Annotated in this window: 15 protein-coding genes; 8 read left to right on the top strand and 7 right to left on the bottom strand. The window is 68.8% G+C overall.

The window, feature by feature from the left end; translation table 11 throughout:
- Window positions 1-78: 78 nt before the first annotated feature.
- Window positions 79-1,452 (bottom strand): MFS transporter, encoded by a 1,374-nt coding sequence (locus ABIE21_RS13355; RefSeq protein WP_354025321.1) that lies wholly within the window; start codon window positions 1,450-1,452, stop codon window positions 79-81.
- Window positions 1,453-1,455: 3 nt separating this feature from the next.
- Window positions 1,456-4,377, bottom strand: coding sequence for an alpha-mannosidase (locus ABIE21_RS13350; protein ID WP_354025320.1), 2,922 nt, complete (start codon window positions 4,375-4,377; stop codon window positions 1,456-1,458).
- A gap of 115 nt (window positions 4,378-4,492) precedes the next feature.
- Here ABIE21_RS13350 and ABIE21_RS13345 point away from each other — a divergent pair, with 115 nt between their 5' ends.
- Window positions 4,493-5,158, top strand: coding sequence for a hypothetical protein (locus ABIE21_RS13345; RefSeq protein ID WP_354025319.1), 666 nt, complete (start codon window positions 4,493-4,495; stop codon window positions 5,156-5,158).
- A 23-nt stretch (window positions 5,159-5,181) separates the two neighbouring features.
- On the opposite strand, the gene ABIE21_RS13340 is transcribed toward ABIE21_RS13345, so the two are convergent.
- Window positions 5,182-5,997, bottom strand: a complete 816-nt coding sequence (locus tag ABIE21_RS13340) for a VOC family protein (RefSeq protein WP_354025318.1) — start codon at window positions 5,995-5,997, stop codon at window positions 5,182-5,184.
- A gap of 79 nt (window positions 5,998-6,076) precedes the next feature.
- Here ABIE21_RS13340 and ABIE21_RS13335 point away from each other — a divergent pair, with 79 nt between their 5' ends.
- Window positions 6,077-6,721, top strand: coding sequence for a CG0192-related protein (locus ABIE21_RS13335; protein WP_354025317.1), 645 nt, complete (start codon window positions 6,077-6,079; stop codon window positions 6,719-6,721).
- A gap of 38 nt (window positions 6,722-6,759) precedes the next feature.
- Complete coding sequence (locus ABIE21_RS13330) at window positions 6,760-7,461, top strand: alpha/beta fold hydrolase (protein ID WP_354025316.1); 702 nt, start codon at window positions 6,760-6,762, stop codon at window positions 7,459-7,461.
- A gap of 12 nt (window positions 7,462-7,473) precedes the next feature.
- Here the strand turns inward: ABIE21_RS13330 and ABIE21_RS13325 are convergent, their stop codons facing one another.
- The 3 genes from ABIE21_RS13325 to ABIE21_RS13315 form a co-directional block, all read right to left on the bottom strand.
- Window positions 7,474-8,067: a dihydrofolate reductase family protein gene (locus ABIE21_RS13325; protein WP_354025315.1), complete on the bottom strand. Its 594-nt coding sequence runs from the start codon at window positions 8,065-8,067 to the stop codon at window positions 7,474-7,476.
- A 220-nt stretch (window positions 8,068-8,287) separates the two neighbouring features.
- Window positions 8,288-8,746 carry an SRPBCC family protein gene (locus ABIE21_RS13320; RefSeq protein ID WP_354025314.1) on the bottom strand — a complete coding sequence of 153 codons (459 nt, stop codon included), beginning with the start codon at window positions 8,744-8,746 and terminating at the stop codon, window positions 8,288-8,290.
- A complete protein-coding gene (locus tag ABIE21_RS13315) occupies window positions 8,743-9,078 on the bottom strand; it encodes an ArsR/SmtB family transcription factor (protein WP_354025313.1) in 336 nt (111 codons plus the stop codon). The genes ABIE21_RS13320 and ABIE21_RS13315 overlap by 4 nt, the downstream gene beginning before the upstream one ends.
- A gap of 125 nt (window positions 9,079-9,203) precedes the next feature.
- Here ABIE21_RS13315 and ABIE21_RS13310 point away from each other — a divergent pair, with 125 nt between their 5' ends.
- Both ABIE21_RS13310 and ABIE21_RS13305 read left to right on the top strand, forming a co-directional pair.
- Complete coding sequence (locus tag ABIE21_RS13310; RefSeq protein ID WP_354025312.1) at window positions 9,204-10,103, top strand: hypothetical protein; 900 nt, start codon at window positions 9,204-9,206, stop codon at window positions 10,101-10,103.
- A gap of 43 nt (window positions 10,104-10,146) precedes the next feature.
- Window positions 10,147-11,616: an MFS transporter gene (locus ABIE21_RS13305; RefSeq protein WP_354025311.1), complete on the top strand. Its 1,470-nt coding sequence runs from the start codon at window positions 10,147-10,149 to the stop codon at window positions 11,614-11,616.
- 141 nt (window positions 11,617-11,757) lie between these two features.
- On the opposite strand, the gene ABIE21_RS13300 is transcribed toward ABIE21_RS13305, so the two are convergent.
- Complete coding sequence (locus ABIE21_RS13300) at window positions 11,758-12,807, bottom strand: LacI family DNA-binding transcriptional regulator (RefSeq protein WP_354025310.1); 1,050 nt, start codon at window positions 12,805-12,807, stop codon at window positions 11,758-11,760.
- Window positions 12,808-12,943: 136 nt separating this feature from the next.
- Between ABIE21_RS13300 and ABIE21_RS13295 the strand changes: the two genes are divergently transcribed.
- The 3 genes from ABIE21_RS13295 to ABIE21_RS13285 all read left to right on the top strand — a co-directional run bounded on the left by ABIE21_RS13295 (window position 12,944) and on the right by ABIE21_RS13285 (window position 16,124).
- A complete protein-coding gene (locus tag ABIE21_RS13295; protein WP_354025309.1) occupies window positions 12,944-14,242 on the top strand; it encodes an ABC transporter substrate-binding protein in 1,299 nt (432 codons plus the stop codon).
- Between the two features lie 82 nt (window positions 14,243-14,324).
- Window positions 14,325-15,209, top strand: coding sequence for a carbohydrate ABC transporter permease (locus ABIE21_RS13290; RefSeq protein ID WP_354025308.1), 885 nt, complete (start codon window positions 14,325-14,327; stop codon window positions 15,207-15,209).
- A gap of 3 nt (window positions 15,210-15,212) precedes the next feature.
- Entirely contained in the window at window positions 15,213-16,124 is a 912-nt protein-coding gene (locus tag ABIE21_RS13285; protein ID WP_354025307.1) for a carbohydrate ABC transporter permease, read from the top strand.
- Window positions 16,125-16,132: the final 8 nt, after the last annotated feature.

Below are 16,132 nucleotides of genomic sequence, written 5' to 3'. Positions count from 1 at the left end.
CCTGACCGCTGCCCCCACCGATCTGCGCCGTTTGGGGCAGGAACACGCGCGAGGTGCCCCAAACGGCGCAATCCGTGGCTATGCGGTGCCGGTGCCGGTTCCCGTATCAGGGCCCGCACCCGCACGCGGCCGCGGCCCGCCCAGCCGGTAGAACAGGAACGGGATGGCAGACAGCAGGCAGCTCACGGCCGGAACCAGTGTGATCGCCGCGAACACCGTGTTCTGCATGACCGGGGTTATCTCCACCCCGTTCTCATACCCGGCGAGCACGATGAACAGTCCGAAGACGAGTACGGCCAGCGCGTTCATGATCTTCGAGACGAAGGTCAGCGTCGCGAACGAGATGCCGTCGTTGCGCACGCCCAGCCGGCGCTCGACGTCGTCGACCGAGTCGGCGATCATCGTGGCCTGCACGACGAGGAAGATGCCGAGGGTGAGCCCGGTCAGGAAGATGAACACGAGGATGACCGCGAGGTTCTCGAACCCGGCGACGTACATGCCGAGGTACAGCGCCGCGCCCACGAGCGAGCTCGCGATGACGAGCGTGCGGCCCGAGATGCGGCTGAGCAGCAGGGGAGTGGTGAACGACGCGATCACCATGCCGACGATGATCGCGGCGCCCACGAGCGTGAAGGTGCCCTCGTCGCCGTAGGCGATGACGACGAACACGGCGCCGCCCGCCTGGACGAGAAAGCGGCCGAAGCCGAGCACCGAGCCGAGCAGCACCATGAGCAGCGGGGTGTTGCGCACGAGAGTGGTCACGAGCTGCCGCACCGAGAGCCCGGTGCTCGCCGCCGTGGTGCGCCGCTCGCGTGTGTTGAAGAAGGCGAGCAGGAACAGCGCCATGCCGGCGAGCGAGGTGAGGAAGACGGCGAGCGACCAGCCCCGCCCGGTCGTCTCGGGGCCGAAGCTGAGCAGGCGGGCGAGCCACGGCATGCCCAGGGTCGAGAGTCCGAGGGCGATCGCGCCGTACGCGCGCACCTTTCCGATCACCCGGGTGCGGGCGACGGGGTCGGCGAAGGCCGAGCCGATGAGGCCCCAGAATGGCACGTCGCACACCGTGTAGGCGAGCCCCCACAGCACGTAGCAGACGCCGAAGTACAGCAGCTTGAGCGGTTCGCTCGTGTCGGGCACCGAGAACAGCAGCCCCGACAGAACCGCGACCGGCAGCGCGGAGAAGAGGATGTACGGCCGCAGCTTGCCCCACCGCGTGCGCGTCATGTCGATGATGGTGCCCATCACCGGGTCGAGTATCGCGTCGCCGATCTTCGCCGCCGTGATGATCACCGTCACCACGCCGATGCCCGCCGTGCTGATGCCCGCGTACTGCAGCAGGTAGACCAGCATGAACGTGGACACCGTCGTGAGCACGAAGTTCTGCCCGAAACCCGCGGTGATCACCGCGATGCTCTGCTTTCTCGTCGGCACTTCGGTGGCGGTCGCCGTCGACATCGCTCAGCCCTCCAGCAGGATGGTCATGATCTGGAACGGCCCGAACTCGAGCCGGCCGAGGTCGGCCTCGCCTGTCGGCCGCTCGAGCAGGTCGGTGAGCCGCGCCGTTCTGTGCGGCAGGTCCACCCGCAGCGCGGTGGTCGTGGCGCGGCCGAGGCTCTCGTACAGACGCAGCACCACGCCGTCGCCGTGCTCCGCCCGCTTGACGGTCTCGATGACGATGCCCGGGTCGTCGACGCTCGCCACCGAGTCGAACCGCGCTCCGTCGGCGACGAGCAGCGGGTTGTTCAGGCGGTAGCCCTCGCGCACGACCTTGGCGAGGTCGCCGGTCTCGAACGGGCAGAAGGCGTAGGTGAAGCGGTGGATGCCTCGGTCGGCCGTCTTATCGGGAAAGGTCGGTGCGCGCAGCAGGTTGAGGCTGAGCAGGCCGTTCTTCGCCCTGTGCCCGTACTTGCCGTCGTTGAGCAGCGCGAAGCCGCCCTGCCCGTTCTCGGTCGCGATCCACTTGTGGGCGCACACCTCGAACTGCGCCTTCTCCACGGCGTCGCGCTCGGTCGTCGGCCGCGCGATGTGGCCGAACTGGATCTCGCAGAGCGCGGTGTCGCCGTAGCGTTCCGGTCGGAACTCGGCACGGAGCATCCGGTGCCGCTCTTTCCAGTCGACCTCGGTGTCGAACCGCACCACGTCGCTGCCCGCCTCGAGGATCACGCGCTGCACCACCGTCACCGTGCGCGCGCGGAAGACCTGCCGACGCACGACCGTCGAGCCGTCGACCTCGCTCGACGACTCCGTGAGCCGCAGGGTGCGCGGTGTCTTGGTGGTGTAGCCGGGGTCGATGTCCCAGGCGTTGAACGGCCACACGTACGGGTCCTTGTGCACGACGAGCCGGTTGAGGCCGGCACCCGCGTGCTCGACGCCGGCGCGGTCGAGGCAGGAGACGATCTCGCCCGACGCCCCGAACCGCAGTGTGAGCTCGCCGTTGCCGAGGGAGTCGTCGGTGTACGTGAGCGCGGGGTCGTGCGCAGCGGGCGTCAGGGCGGCCGCGGCGTACGGCGGCACCGCGACGTCGAACCAGCCGTCGCCGACCTTCACGCTCTCCCGGCGGGGGAAGCCGGTGAGGTTGATCGCGCCGGGCGCGTCGCCGACTCCGGGCAGCCGGGCGACGAGCTCGCCCGCGTAGCCGTCGAGCGCGGTCTCCACGCGTTCGTACGTCTCGATGGCCTCGCGATTGACGCGGGCGATGGATGACCCGGGGATGATGTCGTGGAACTGGTTCAGCAGCACGTCCCGCCAGTGCTGCTCGAGCACCGGCCTGCTGTCGTCGCCGACGATCACGGCCAGTGCCTCCGCCTCGTGCAGCTTGCGCTCGACCAGCCGGTTGTGGCGCTTGATCTGCGCCTGCGTCGTGTACGTGCCCTGATGGGTCTCGAGGTAGAGCTCGCCCGTGTGGGTGTGCTCGATCTCGCGTTTCTCAAGCTCGCGGAAGAACGCGCTCGCCGTGGAGTGCTCGACGCGGGGCAGCCCGCGCAGGTCGCGCTCGCGCTCGGTCACCTCGTGGTGGATCTCGCCGGGGCCGCCGCCGCCGTCGCCCGAGCCGTAGACGAGCAGCGCGGTGCCCAGGTCGCGTTCCGGGTAGTTCTCGACCCCGGTGAGCAGTCCGTCGGCGGCCCCGCGGCTGTTGTAGTCGCCCTCGGGCGGCATGTGCACGAGCACGGTGGAGCCGTCGATGCCCTGCCAGGTGAAGGTGCGGTGGGGGAAGTCGTTGACCTTGTTCCACGCGAGCTTGATCGTCTGGAACCAGTCCATGCCGGTGCCGCGCAGGATCTGCGGAAGATTGCCGTTGTAGCCGAACGTGTCGGGCAGCCAGCAGAGACGAAGCTGGTCGTCGGTGAGCTCGAACTCCTGCTGCAGGAACCGTCGGCCGACGAGCGCCTGCCGCACGAGCGATTCGCCCGAGGGCAGGTTGGTGTCGGGTTCCACCCAGAACGAGCCCTGCAGCTCCATGCGGCCGCCGGCGACGGCCTGCTTCATGCGGGCGTAGAGGGCCGGATGACGCTGCTTCATCCAGTGCATCTGTTGCGGCTGGCTCGTTCCGTAGACGTAGTCGGGCCGGCGGTCGAGCGTGTTGAGCGCTCGCACGTAGGTGCGTGCCGCCTTACGCCGCGTCTCACGCAACGGCCAGAGCCACGCCATGTCGAGGTGCCCGTGGCCGACGGCGCTGTAGACGAAGTCGCTCTCCGACGTGGCGCTCAGCGAATCGGCGAGTGCGGCCCGCGCGCCGGTGACGTCGCCCGCGGAGAACCGGGCGTAGCAGTCGCCGAGGGCGAGCCGCAGGTCGCCCTCGAGCTGGGCGTCGTCGGTGGCGCCGGCCAGCACGACGAGCGTCAGATAGTCGTAGTAGAGCGCGTAGACCTCTTCGTCGCGGGTCGCCACATAGGCCCCGTGGAAGGCCGGCCGGCCGAACTCGTAGAGGATGAAGCCGTTGTAGGTGACGTCGGCATAGAACTCCACGGCGCCGGTCGAGGTGTCGACCCGCACCGGCCGGTACTTTCCGCCGCTGTGCGGCAGGTCGCCCTGCTGGAACACCGTGCTCACCGAGTCGACGATCTCGCCCTCGGGGGAGTGCACGAGCCCCTCGCCGCGGATGCCGAGCATCACGACCGGGTCGCTGACGCCGGCTGGAATCTCGCCGGATACGCGCAGCCAGGCGCAGTCGAATGTCCTACCCCAGCCGGTGCCCGCGCTCAAGGGCGCGAACGCGTCGCGGTCGAGTTCGTCGAACGGGATCGGCTCGGCCGACCGCACGATCTCGGCATGCAACGAGGCGACGGGCGTGAAGACGGCGTGACGGATCCGCATGAGGTGGCGGTACTCGGTCGGCTGCTGCACCGAGAGGCCGAACAGCCAGGACGCGAACCCGGCCATGTGAGCCCTTTCTCTGTGCCTGGCCGCCACGCTCCCACACTCTCAGGACTTTGCCAAGTACCACTGCGAGGGTGGTACAGACCTGTGCCGGACAATCCGTGCCCGTCCCCCTCCTATGACCTCTCCACTTCCCTCGTACCGCGCGCTCCGAGCGGCACCGCTCTCCCTGCACGCGGGTCTCACGTCCCGGGCACTCGGGCTCGTCGCATCCGCCGCCGCCCTGGCGATCTGCGCCGCGAGCGTGCTCGCCGTCCCGCCCGCCGCGGTCGCCGACCCCAACCGCCTCAAGGAGTACGTGGCCGCGAACGCCCAGTCGGTCTCCGTGCCGCTCGACGCTGTGCACGCCGCCGACGCCCCACGCGACGGCTTCACCGCCGAATCGGGCTACGCGCGGCTCGCCGCCGGCGGCACCAACCACGACTGGGCGAAGCTCGTGATGCTCTACGCCGGTTTCCCGATGTCGGACTCGAACGTCGCGGTGTTCACCCGGTGGATGCGTCAGGAGAACGGCACCGACGACTGGTGGAACCGCAACAACCCGCTGAACAACGGCTGGGGATCCGGGGGCGGCAGCGGCCTGGGGAGCTACGCGAATCTCGACCTGGCCGCTCAGAACGCGGCCAAGGCGCTGCACGGCAACCCGGGCTATGCCGCGATCGTCGCCGGCTTCGCGGCATCCGCCCCCACCGCGCAGATCGAACAGGCCATCTGGGCCTCGCCCTGGGCGACAGCCATTACGCCAACGGCGCGCACTGGTCGCAGGCGCCGGTGCCCGTCGTGAAGTCGCCCGGCGGCACCTGGTAGCTACTCCGGTTCGACGAACTCGCTGATGGTGAACTCCGCACCCTGCGGGTCGCGGATGTCGGCGAGCAGTGCCCACACCTGGTCTTCGGTGCCGAGCACCGTCGCGCCGAGGCTCTCCGCCAGCTCCATGCTGGCGGCGCGGTTCGCCACGCTGAACTTCACCCGCCATCGCGGCCTCTCGTCGCCCGCCGTGGGCTCGACCGCGCCGATGACGTTCTCGAAGCCGTCGGGGGCCACCGCCTGCCGCTCGTAGATGTCGGGGTCGGCCGTCGCGGCGAGGTGGGCGCCGTAGCCGGCGACGCTGATCATCGCCTCGACCGTCGGCCCGAGATCGAGGTAGTCCCACCCGAACACCGACGTGTAGAACGCCTTGCCGGCCGTCGGGTCGGGGGTGCGCAGGTCGCTGAAGTTCCAGGAGGCGGGGCCGTTGACGGCCTGCGCTCCCGAGAACGATCCCGCCTTCCAGAGCTCGAACCGTGCGCCCTGCGGGTCGGCGCACGGCGCGCTGGTGCCGCTGTCGCCCGCCGCTAGCGGGGGCCCGAGCGCGGTGCCGCCCGCCGCGACCACCCGCGCCACGGTGGCGTCGATGTCGTCCGTCGAGATGTACGTGGTCCATTCTGCGGGGCCGTCGCCGCGCGCGACGGCGGCGGCGTCCTGCCCGTCGAGGCGGCCCATCAGGTAGACGTCGTCGCCCGGGGGCGAGACGTTCTCGAACGTCCAGCCGAACAGCCCGCCGTAGAACCGGCGCGCCGCCTCGGGATCCGGCTGGGCCGTGTCGATCCAGCAGGTGACTCCCGGGGGATACGTGCGCTCCATGTGCTGCTTCCCTTCTGCTCGATTGTGCACAGGATAGCGATCCGGCCACCGCGGGTGACAGGGGCTTTAGAGTGGGCGCATGGCCCTCTTGCACCAGGCAGAAATCCGACCGTCGAAGCTCGAACTCGTGGAGGCGTGGGCGCCCAGCCAGCCGTGGTTCGTGGGTGCGGCCGGCACGGGATTCGCGGCGCGCGCCGCCTACCGGCTTGACGACCCCGAGGGTGAGGTCGGAATCGAGACGGTGCTGCTGCGACAGTCGGATGGCGCGGTCGTGCAGATACCGCTCACGTACCGCGGCGCCCCGCTCGAGGGCGCCGAAGCGTGGCTGATCACCACGATGCAGCACTCGGTGCTCGGCGACCGCTGGGTGTACGACGGCGCAGGCGACCCCGCCTATCTCGCAGCGACCGCGACCGCGGCACTCACCGGGGGCGTGCAGGCCGAGCTGGTCGTGCAGATCGACGGCGAGACCGTGCGCCGCGAACCCACGGCGCGCGTCTCCGGCAGCGGCGCGCAGACGACGTCGGTCGCGCCTCCCGCCGTGGCCGACGTGTCGACCCGGCACGAGCGCGGCATCACCACGGCCACGGCCGGCGGGCTGAGCGTGACGATCACGCGCTACCCCGGAGTGGTCGAGCTCGGCGAAACGGGTGACGCGTCGATCTCGGGAACCTGGGCAGAGCAGACCGAGGCGCTGCGCCTCGTCGTCGTCTCCGTCGCCTGACCCTTTTCGTTGTCGGCGCCATCCCCTAGCCTCGGGCCATGCAGATCATCCTGATTCCCGGTTTCTGGCTCGACGGCGCCTCGTGGAACGACGTGGCGAAGCCCTTGGCGGATGCCGGACACGACGTTCGCGCCCTCACCCTGCCCGGTCTCGAGTCCGTTGATGCCGACCGCACCGACATCGGCCTGAGCGACCACGTCGCCGCCGTGGTCTCGGCGGTCGACGCGTCACCCGACCCGGTCGTCCTCGTCGGTCACAGCGGAGGCGGCGCGATCGCGCACGCCGTGGCCGACGCCCGGCCCGACTCCGTGGCCCGCGTCGTCTACGTCGACAGCGGACCGCTCGGGGCGGGCGACTCGATCAACGACGAGCTGCCGGTCGTCGACGGCGAGATCCCGCTGCCCGACTGGTCGGTGTTCGACGACGGCGACCTCGTCGACCTCGACGAGGCGCTGCGCGAGCGGTTCCGCTCGATCGCCATCCCGGAGCCCGCGCGGGTCGCGAGTGACAAGCAGGTCCTCGGCGACCCGCGGCGCTACGACGTGCCGGCGACGGTGATCTGCTGCGAGTTCACGACCGACGCGTTGCGGGAGTGGATGGCGGCCGGCAGCCCGTACTTCGCCGAGCTCGCCAGGCTCACCGACTACGAGCTCGTCGACCTGCCCACGGGACACTGGCCGCAGCTCACCCGCCCTCGCGAGCTCGCCGCCGCGATCCTCGCCGCGGTCGACCGCACCTGATCGCGTGGGACGTCAGTTCTCGACGGCGTACAGCAGGTGGACGGTGCCGTCGGTGAAGCGGTGCTGGTCGACGAGCTCCAGCTCGAGGTGCAGCCCGTCGGGCAGCAGTCGTGTGCCGCCGCCCACCACCACCGGCACGATGTAGACGCGCAGCAGGTCGACGAGGCCCGCGGCCAGCGCCTGACCGGCGAGCTCGGCGCCGCCGACCGAGAGGTCGCGGTGCGCCGCCTCCTTGAGCGCGCGCACCGCCTCGGGATCGAAGTCCCGCTCGAGCCGGGTGCGATCGGCCGTCACCGTGTCGAGCGACCGGGAGTACACGACCTTGTCGATCCGCCGCCAGATGCGGGCGTAGTCGGCCATGATCGCTGCCTCGGCTCCCTCGGCTGGTCCGCCCTCGCCACTCGGCACGTCGTCGACCGGTGCCGTGTCCCAGTAGGTCATGACGTCGTACACGCGCCGCCCGAGCAGATAGGTGCCGATCTCCCGCTCGCGGTCGTTGACGAAGGCGTGCACCTCGGCGTCGGGAGCCGTGAAGTCGAACGCGCCCTGCGCGTCGTTGATGTAGCCGTCGAGGGACGCGGTCGCCGAGTAGATCAGCCGTGCCATCCGTTGCTCCGTCCTGTCGGTCCGGGGCAATCGTAGGGCCGCTCGCCCGCCGCCCGGAACCCCGCCGCCGCCCCTCTGCCAAATGAAGGAGAACCGGGCGTCGAGTCACACGTTGGCCCGGATGCGCGGGTGTGAATCGCAGAATCTCCTTCGTTTGGCAGCGGGCCAGCGGGCGAGCGGGCGAGGGGCGCGCCGGCACGGCAGCGGGCCGGGCGCGGCGCTACTCGCGCGTGAGGTAGGCCTCGATGCGGTCGAACGCGCCGACCCAGGCGTAGGTCGAGAAGTAGTCGCGCAGCTCGGCGGTGGGGAAGCCGGTCTGCACGACGCTCATCAGGGTGCCGCCGTCTTGCTCAGCGAAGGTCACCTCGATCTCGGTCGTCATCGTCTGGCCGTCGGGCGTGCTGCCGGTCGAGGTCGTCACGAGCCGGTTCGGCCGGTCGATCACGCGGAAGATCTGCGTCTCGCGGAACAGCTCGTCACGGCTCGCGCCCCAGGCGGCGGTCTGCTGCCCGCCGACGCGCAGGTCGACCTCGATCTCGACGATGCCGGGCTCGGTGTCGAGGATGCTGAACCAGATCTTCTGCTTCTCGGCGTCGGTGTACGCGTCGAAGACCTCGTCGGGGGTCGCCGGCAGGAAGCGACTCATCTGGAGGGTGTGGGTTGCGGTGTCGTTGGTCATTCGTCCGTTCCTTTCTCGAGGGTGAAGTAGGCCTCGAGCCCGTCGAGTCGACGCTCCCAGAGGCGTTGATACAGGGTGATCCAGTGCATGACGTCGTCCAATCGCTCGGATCCCAATCTGCACTCGCGTGACCGGCCGACCTTCGTCGTCGTGACGAGTCCGGCCGACTCGAGCACGTTCACGTGCTTCTTGAGTCCGGTGAGCGTCATCCCGAACGGCTCGGCGAGCTCGCCGATCGTCGCCGGCCCCTCGCCGAGCCGGGTCAGGATGTCACGGCGAGTCGAGTCGGCGAGTGCGGCGAATGCCCGATCGAGAACCTGTTGCTGAACCATGTGGTTCAGAATACATCACTGAACCGTGTGGTTCAATAACTAATTCGGCCGCCGGTGCGGGCGGCGGGGTTAGCATTGCCCCTAGCCGGCGACCGGCCACCCCGACCACTGGAGGTCTCGATCTCGTGACTACTGCGAGCTACACCTCGACCGCGGAATACGACGCGTTCGGCCCGTGGATCGACGAGGTCACGACCGCCGACGAGGTGCCGCCCCTCTACCGCGGCCGTCCGATCGACTTCGCCGCGACCATCCTCGTGCTGAAGTTCCCCCGCAACATCGCCCGGCGCGACGCGACGCCGGCGATGCACCTCTACGACCACCTGATTATCGTCGACGAGCGGGCGCTCACCATCCTCGGCCGCGACGGCGACCGCTTCACCGAGCTGTCGGTCGGGTTCGACGAGATCGCCGCGATCAACGACTGGGTGAATCTGCTCGACGCCCAGCTCACCATCTTCACCCTCGTCGGCGACGCGGTGATCGTGCCCTACAACGGCTCCTCGAACGACACCGTCGTCGCCCTCACCGACCTGCTCCGCAGGCGGGCCGAGCAGACCGGCCGCACGCGCGGGCTTCCGCCCGAGCATCCGCCCCTCGAGCTCGACGACCTCGGCAAGAAGGACGCCCTGTTTGTGACCGGGTTCCGCGATCTGAGGCGCCGCGAGCCCGACATCCGGCTGCTGGCCGCCCACGGGCGTGTCGTCGTGCGCCGCCGCGGCGGCGTGCTGAGCAGGATTGCGGATGCTGTGCTGCCGATCACCCTGCACGGAGCGCTGGTCGCCGCGACCCCGACCGAGCTGCAGGTGCTGAGCCGTCGCGAATGGTTCACCCGTGGGGGAGTGCCGGCGCTCTCGCGGGGGCGCACCGTCGTCTCCCTCGACGCCCTGCGGTCGGTGACCGTGGCCGAGCATCCACGGTATCTCGGTGTCAGCGTCGTCACGCTGCAGGTCGGCTCGACGCGCATCCCGATCGACGTGCCGGAGGGCTCGGAGGCGCAGAAGGCGCTGCTCGCCCTGCGCTGAAGAGTTCGCACGCATGAAACACCGGCTGGCGTAGGTTTGCACAATGAGTGAGACGCCGCCGCCTGCCGCGCTGAGCGACCGAGCGAAGTGGCAGGCGTTCGCGGTGGCCGTCAGCGTCGCGGCGCTGACGATCCTCGACCTGAGCAAGGTCAACGTGGGGCTCCCGTCGATCGAGAAGTCTCTCGGCGCCGGCGCCACCGAGCTGCAGGTGATCGTCGCCGGCTACGCGCTCGCGTTCGGGCTGGCCCTCGTGCCCGCCGGCAGGCTCGGAGACATCTACTCGCGCAAGCTCATGTTCGTGATCGGCCTCAGCGGCTTCACCGCGGCGAGCCTGCTGTGTGCTCTCGCGCCGAGCATCGAGGCGCTCGTGATCGGGCGCATCCTGCAGGGCATCGCGGCCGGCGTGCAGATGCCGCAGGTTCTCGGCCTCGTGCAGCAGCTCTTCCAGGGTGAGGCGCGCGGGCGGGCGTTCGGCGTCTTCGGCGCCACCATCGGCGTCTCCACCGCCTTCGCGCCGAGCCTCGGCGGGCTGCTCATCCTGCTCGGCGGGCCGGAAGACGGCTGGCGTCTGCTGTTCTGGATGAACATCCCGCTCGGGCTCGCGGCGATCTTCTTCGCGCTGAGGCTGCTGCCGAAGCGGTCGGGGCCGCGCGTGAGATCCAACCTCGACCTGATCGGCGTGCTACTGCTCGGGGTCGCCACGTTCAGCCTGCTCTTCCCGTTCGTGCTCACCACCGGCGGGCCGGGAGACAGCCCGCTGCGCTGGCTCTGGCTCGCGTCGGCTGCGCTGTTCGGCGGCGTCTTCGTCTGGTGGGAGCTCGCCTACCAGCGCCGGGGGAAGTCGCCGGTCGTGCACTTCGCCCTGTTCCGCAAGTCGTCGTACCGCAACGGGCTGCTGCTCGCCACCGCGTACTTCGGCGCCCTGCCGGCGGTGTTCCTCATCAGCACGCTGTTCCTGCAGGAGGGGCTCGGGCTCGCACCCGTGTTCGCCGGACTGGTCTCGATTCCGTTCGCACTGACATCCGCCATCACGGCCTTCATCGGCGGGCGGCTGGTGCAGCGCTACGGGAGGGCGCTCGTCGTGTTCGGACTCGTGTTCGTGATCATCGGCTTCTCGCTCGACCTCGTTCTCGCGATCTCGCTGCCCGCCGAGCTCGCGCCGTGGGGCATGGGTGCCGCGCTGCTGATCGCGGGCATCGGCGGCGGCTTCGTCATCTCGCCCAACCAGACGCTGACCCTCGCCGACGTGCCCGTGAGCGAGGGCGGCGTCGCGGGATCGATGGCGCAGCTCGGCCAGCGTGTCGGCACCTCGATCGGCGTCGCGGCGGCGACCGCCATGTACTTCGCGACGATCCTGCGCGAGTCGGGCACCGAGGTCGAGCTCGTCGCCTACCAGGACGGCTTCCGCAACGCGCTGCTCATCTCGATCGGGCTGATGGTCGCGGCGCTCGCGCTCGGCGTGTTCGACCTGAACGCGCGGCGGCGGCAGCGCCTGGTGCCGTCTGGGGAGTAGGCGCCGGCCGGTGCGCCGCGTTCATCACTCAGGACGAACGGGTTGCGCATGCCGCCGCGCTCGCGTTATTCCGGGTCCGCGGGGTGCGCCCGGCACGGTTCATCCTGAGTCACGAACGCGAGCCGCGGCCGTGTTCCGGGCTCAGACCGACCGAGTGCTCGCCCGGGCGATCAGCTGCGGCTCGAGGGTGATCGTGCGGTGCACGTGGTCGCCCGGCGAGCGGATCTCCTCGAGCAGGAGCTCGGTCGCGATGCGCCCCATCTCGTGACCCGGCTGCCCGACAGTCGAGATCGGCACGACGCTGTCGGAGGCGAAGTGGTTGTTGTCGTAGCCGATGATCGCGATGTCGTCGGGAACCCGGATGCCCGCGTAGATGAGCGCCTGCACGCAGCCCGAGGCGAGCGCGTCGGCCGCGGAGATCACGGCGGTGGGGCGGTGGGTCTCGTCGCGTTCGGCGAGGGAGCGTCCGAGCGCCAGGCCCTCCGAGATCGTCAGTTTCGTCGTCTCGATGAGCTCGAGCGTCGCCCCGGCACCCGCCTCCTCGACCGCGCGTCTGGCCCCGGCGTAGCGCTGGGCCACGGCGTGCAGCGTGAGCGGCCCGCCGGTGTACGCCAGTCGACGCCGCCCCGAGTCGAGCACGTGACGGGTCGCGAGATACCCGCCGAGCTCCTCGTCGACGACCACCCCGCAGGTGTCGGTCTGCGGATCGGGGGCGTTGACCAGCACGACGGGCCGACCGTGGCTGCGCACTCGTGCGGCCGCATCCAGAGGTCCGTCGAGGGGGGCAAGCAGCACCCCGCCGACCCGCGCCTCGTCGAACAGGTCGAGGTAGGAGTTCTGCGCCGCGAGGTCGACATCGCTGTTGGCGAGCAGCAGTTTCATCCCCTGCTCGCCCGACACCTCCTGCGCGCCGCGGGCGATGTCGACGAAGAGCGAGTTGCCGATGTCGACGATCACGAAACCGAGGGTGTCGGCGCGGCCGGCCGCGAGCGAGCGGGCGAGGTTGTTGCGCACGAAGCCGAGGGCGTCGATGGATGCCCGCACCCGCGTCAGGGTGGACGGCGCGACCTTGGCCGGCGAGTTAAGCACGTTCGACACCGTGCCGAGCGATACCCCCGCGTGACGCGCGACGTCGGCCATGCTCGGCGCCGGATCCTTCGCGCGGCGGCCATCGCCCAACAACGTCGTCATGGTGCCTAACTTACTCGGGGAGAAAACAAACTCCGGATGAATCGTTACAGAGCGGGTTGCGCTTTCGCTCGACAACAGACTATCTTGCTTTTGAAGCGCTTCAATAATGCCAGCGCTCACCATTCAAGGAGGAATGATGACCACACGTCACAGCAGGCGACGCACCCTCGCACTGGTCGCCGGAGTCGGAAGCGCGGCTCTGCTGCTCTCCGGCTGCGCTGGCGGAGGCGGTGGAGGAGGCAGCTCGTCGCCCGACGAGTTCAGCCTGCTCACCAACTCGGAGAACGCCGAACTGCCCGCCATCTTCACCGCGCTGTCCGAAGACGCCTGCGCCACCGAGAACGAGGCGCTGCCGTTCACGAGCGACTCCGTTCCGCAGACGAACCTCGACCAGCGGCTGCAGCTGCTCGCCGGGCAGAACGCCCTGCCGGTCGTGTACTCCGCAGGCAACGCGCCCGCGCTGACCAAGACTCTGGATGACTCGGGCAATGTGCTCGACTTCGAGAGCACCCTCACCGAGCTCGACGCGATCGAGAACATCGAGCCAGCGGCGATCTCCACCATCGAGGCCCTGTACGGCGGCTTCAAGGTTCTGCCGTTCGAGTACAACATCGAGGGCATCTGGTACAACAAGACGATCTTCGCCGACAACGGCGTCGAGGTTCCCGAGACCTGGGACGACCTCGTCGCGGCGGCGGGCACGTTCGACGACGCGGGAGTCACTCCGTTCTCCGCGAGCGGCGAGCAGGGCTGGCCGATCACCCGGCTGCTGGGCAACTACATCTTCCGCACCCTCGGACCCGACGCGCTTCAGAAGGTCACCGACGGCGACGCGAAGCTGACCGACCCCGAGTACGTCGAGGCCGCGCAGGCCGTCGCCGACCTCGGCGCAGAGGGGTACTTCGGGCAGGGTGTCGGGTCGATCGACTACGACACCGCCACGAACCAGTTCCTCAACGGCAGCGCCGCCATGTTCTACATGGGCAGCTGGGCGCTCAGCGACTTCAACGACGCGGAGCGCAACCAGGTCGGTCTCGACAACATCGGCTTCATGCCGTTCCCGAACGTCGAGGGCGGCGAGGGCGACAGCTCGCAGATCGCGGCCAACGTCGGCCTGCCCGCGACCTTCAACGCGAAGACCTACGACTCGAAGGTCGGCGACTGGCTCAGCTGCATCGCCGACAACTACGGCAGCGAGGCCCTCACCAGCCAGGGACGCGTCTCCGGCTTCAAGGTGAACACTCCCGTCGACGACCTGCCCGCCCTCACGCAGGAGGTGCAGGAGCGTATCGCGACGACCGAGCAGGCCGTCCTCTGGTTCGAGGCGCTCTTCTCGACGAAGGCCACGACGACGAGCCAGACCAACGCCGCGCAGCTCGTGACCGGCGACATCACGGCCGAGGAGTTCATGGAGCTCGTGCAGAACGACCTCTGACCGCACCGAGAACACCACTGCAGGCATCCGGCCGCGGCGACACAGTCGCGGCCGGATCGCCATCGCGAGAAAAGAAGTCTGAATGAAGAACGTCCTCGGCGACAAGAAGTCGATCCTGATCCTGGTCGGCCCCGCCCTCCTCGTCTACACCCTCGTCATGCTGGTGCCCGTCATATGGTCGCTCGGCTACACGGTCTTCGAAGGCAACGCCATCGTCGGCTTCACCTTCGTCGGCCTCGACAACTTCGCCACGATGATCGGCGACACCCGCGTGCACGATGCGCTCTGGTTCACGATCCGCTACGCCTTCGTCATCACCATCGGCCAGGTCCTGTTCGGCTACGCGCTCTCGCTGCTCTACGTCTTCGTGCTGCGGCGCTCGTCGAGCATCGTTCGCACGCTCGTCTTCTTCCCCGTCGTGCTGCCGACCGTCGCGGTCGCACTCATGTTCCAGAAGATGTTCGAGGTAGCGCCGCAGAACGGCCTCGTCAACGAACTGCTCAACGTGGTGGGAATTCCGTCGGTCGACTGGTTCGGCTCCGCCGGCAGCGCCTTCCTCGTCATCGCCGTCATGGACATCTGGCGCTCCATGGGTTTCTACGGCGTGCTGCTCTACGCCGGCCTCGTCGACATCCCCGAGGAGACCCTCGAGTCCGCCCGGCTCGACGGGGCGAGCGGGCTGAAACTCGTGCGCCACATCGTCATCCCGCTCTCGCTGCCCGTGCTGCTTTCCTCGATCATCTTCAGCATCAACGGAACGCTGAAGGTCTTCGATAGCGTCCTCGCCCTCACGAACGGCGGGCCGGGCACGACCACCAGCCCGCTGACGCTCTACATGTTCCAGACCTCGTTCACCTACGGCGAGTACGGCTATGGCAGCACCATCGCGCTGCTGCTCACCATCCTCTGTCTCGTCGTGACGGTCTTCATCTTCCGTTCCTCACGCCGCGACCTCACGAAGGGCTAGACCGTGTCTGCTCCCGCACTCCAGCGCACGACCCAGCAGTCGACGCGGCAACCCGGCCGTCGCCCGACCCAGCGCAGCCGAACGACGCGACGGCTCGTCAAGAAAGTGCCGACCACGATCCTCGTGGCCATCCTGCTCGTCCTCGTCGTCTACCCGCTCGTCTGGCTCCTGCTCGGCTCGTTCAAGACCAACGCCGAGTTCCTCAACAATCCAACCTGGTCGCTTCCGTCGCAATTCACCTTCGACAACTACGTCGAAGCCTGGAACACCGGCAACATCGCCCAGTACGCCACCAACAGCGTGCTGTCGGTGTTCCCGGCGCTGTTCTTCATCATCCTGTTCGGCACGGCCGCCGGCTTCGCGCTCGAGGTGCTGGTCTGGAAGGGGCGCGGCGGCGTGCTGCTCGCCTTCCTCATCGGCATCATGGTGCCCACCCAGATGATCCTGCTGCCGCTGTTCACCGTCTACTTCCAGACCGGGCTGACCGGAACGCTGTGGCCGCTGGTCATCACCTACACGGCGATCGGCCTCCCGCTGACGGTATTCATGATGGCCACCTACTTCAGGGCGATCCCGCGCGAGGTGTTCGAGGCGGCCACGCTCGACGGGGCGAGCATCATCCGCACGTTCTTCTCGGTGGGGATGCCGATGGTGAGCAACGCGATCTTCACCGTCGCCCTCGTGCAGTTCTTCTTCATCTGGAACGACCTGCTCATCGCCCTGACTTTCACGAACTCGAGCGACCTGCGCACCATCCAGGTCGGGCTCCTGAACTTCAACGGCGAATTCGGCGCCACGAACTACGGCCCGCTCTTCGCCGCCATCTGCATCAATGTGTTCGGCACGTTGGTGCTCTATCTGATCCTCAACCAACGCGTTCAAAAGGGCCTCACCGCGGGCTCCGTGAAAGGGTAGTCACCTCC

Origin of the sequence: Conyzicola nivalis (genome assembly GCF_040548875.1) — a bacterium.
In the GTDB taxonomy this organism is placed as follows: Bacteria; Actinomycetota; Actinomycetes; order Actinomycetales; family Microbacteriaceae; genus Conyzicola; species Conyzicola nivalis_A.
Note: the sequence above shows the minus strand (reverse complement) of the source record. Positions and strands in the feature narration are given on the sequence as shown.

Coding starts and splice junctions, on each gene's coding strand:
- ABIE21_RS13335 (WP_354025317.1), top strand. CDS start 6,077: ATGGCCCTCTTGCACCAGGCAGAAATCCGACCGTCGAAGCTCGAACTC.
- ABIE21_RS13350 (WP_354025320.1), bottom strand. CDS start 4,377: ATGGCCGGGTTCGCGTCCTGGCTGTTCGGCCTCTCGGTGCAGCAGCCG.
- ABIE21_RS13330 (WP_354025316.1), top strand. CDS start 6,760: ATGCAGATCATCCTGATTCCCGGTTTCTGGCTCGACGGCGCCTCGTGG.
- ABIE21_RS13305 (WP_354025311.1), top strand. CDS start 10,147: ATGAGTGAGACGCCGCCGCCTGCCGCGCTGAGCGACCGAGCGAAGTGG.
- ABIE21_RS13340 (WP_354025318.1), bottom strand. CDS start 5,997: ATGGAGCGCACGTATCCCCCGGGAGTCACCTGCTGGATCGACACGGCC.
- ABIE21_RS13320 (WP_354025314.1), bottom strand. CDS start 8,746: ATGACCAACGACACCGCAACCCACACCCTCCAGATGAGTCGCTTCCTG.
- ABIE21_RS13315 (WP_354025313.1), bottom strand. CDS start 9,078: ATGGTTCAGCAACAGGTTCTCGATCGGGCATTCGCCGCACTCGCCGAC.
- ABIE21_RS13345 (WP_354025319.1), top strand. CDS start 4,493: ATGACCTCTCCACTTCCCTCGTACCGCGCGCTCCGAGCGGCACCGCTC.
- ABIE21_RS13295 (WP_354025309.1), top strand. CDS start 12,944: ATGACCACACGTCACAGCAGGCGACGCACCCTCGCACTGGTCGCCGGA.
- ABIE21_RS13325 (WP_354025315.1), bottom strand. CDS start 8,067: ATGGCACGGCTGATCTACTCGGCGACCGCGTCCCTCGACGGCTACATC.
- ABIE21_RS13300 (WP_354025310.1), bottom strand. CDS start 12,807: ATGACGACGTTGTTGGGCGATGGCCGCCGCGCGAAGGATCCGGCGCCG.
- ABIE21_RS13355 (WP_354025321.1), bottom strand. CDS start 1,452: ATGTCGACGGCGACCGCCACCGAAGTGCCGACGAGAAAGCAGAGCATC.
- ABIE21_RS13290 (WP_354025308.1), top strand. CDS start 14,325: ATGAAGAACGTCCTCGGCGACAAGAAGTCGATCCTGATCCTGGTCGGC.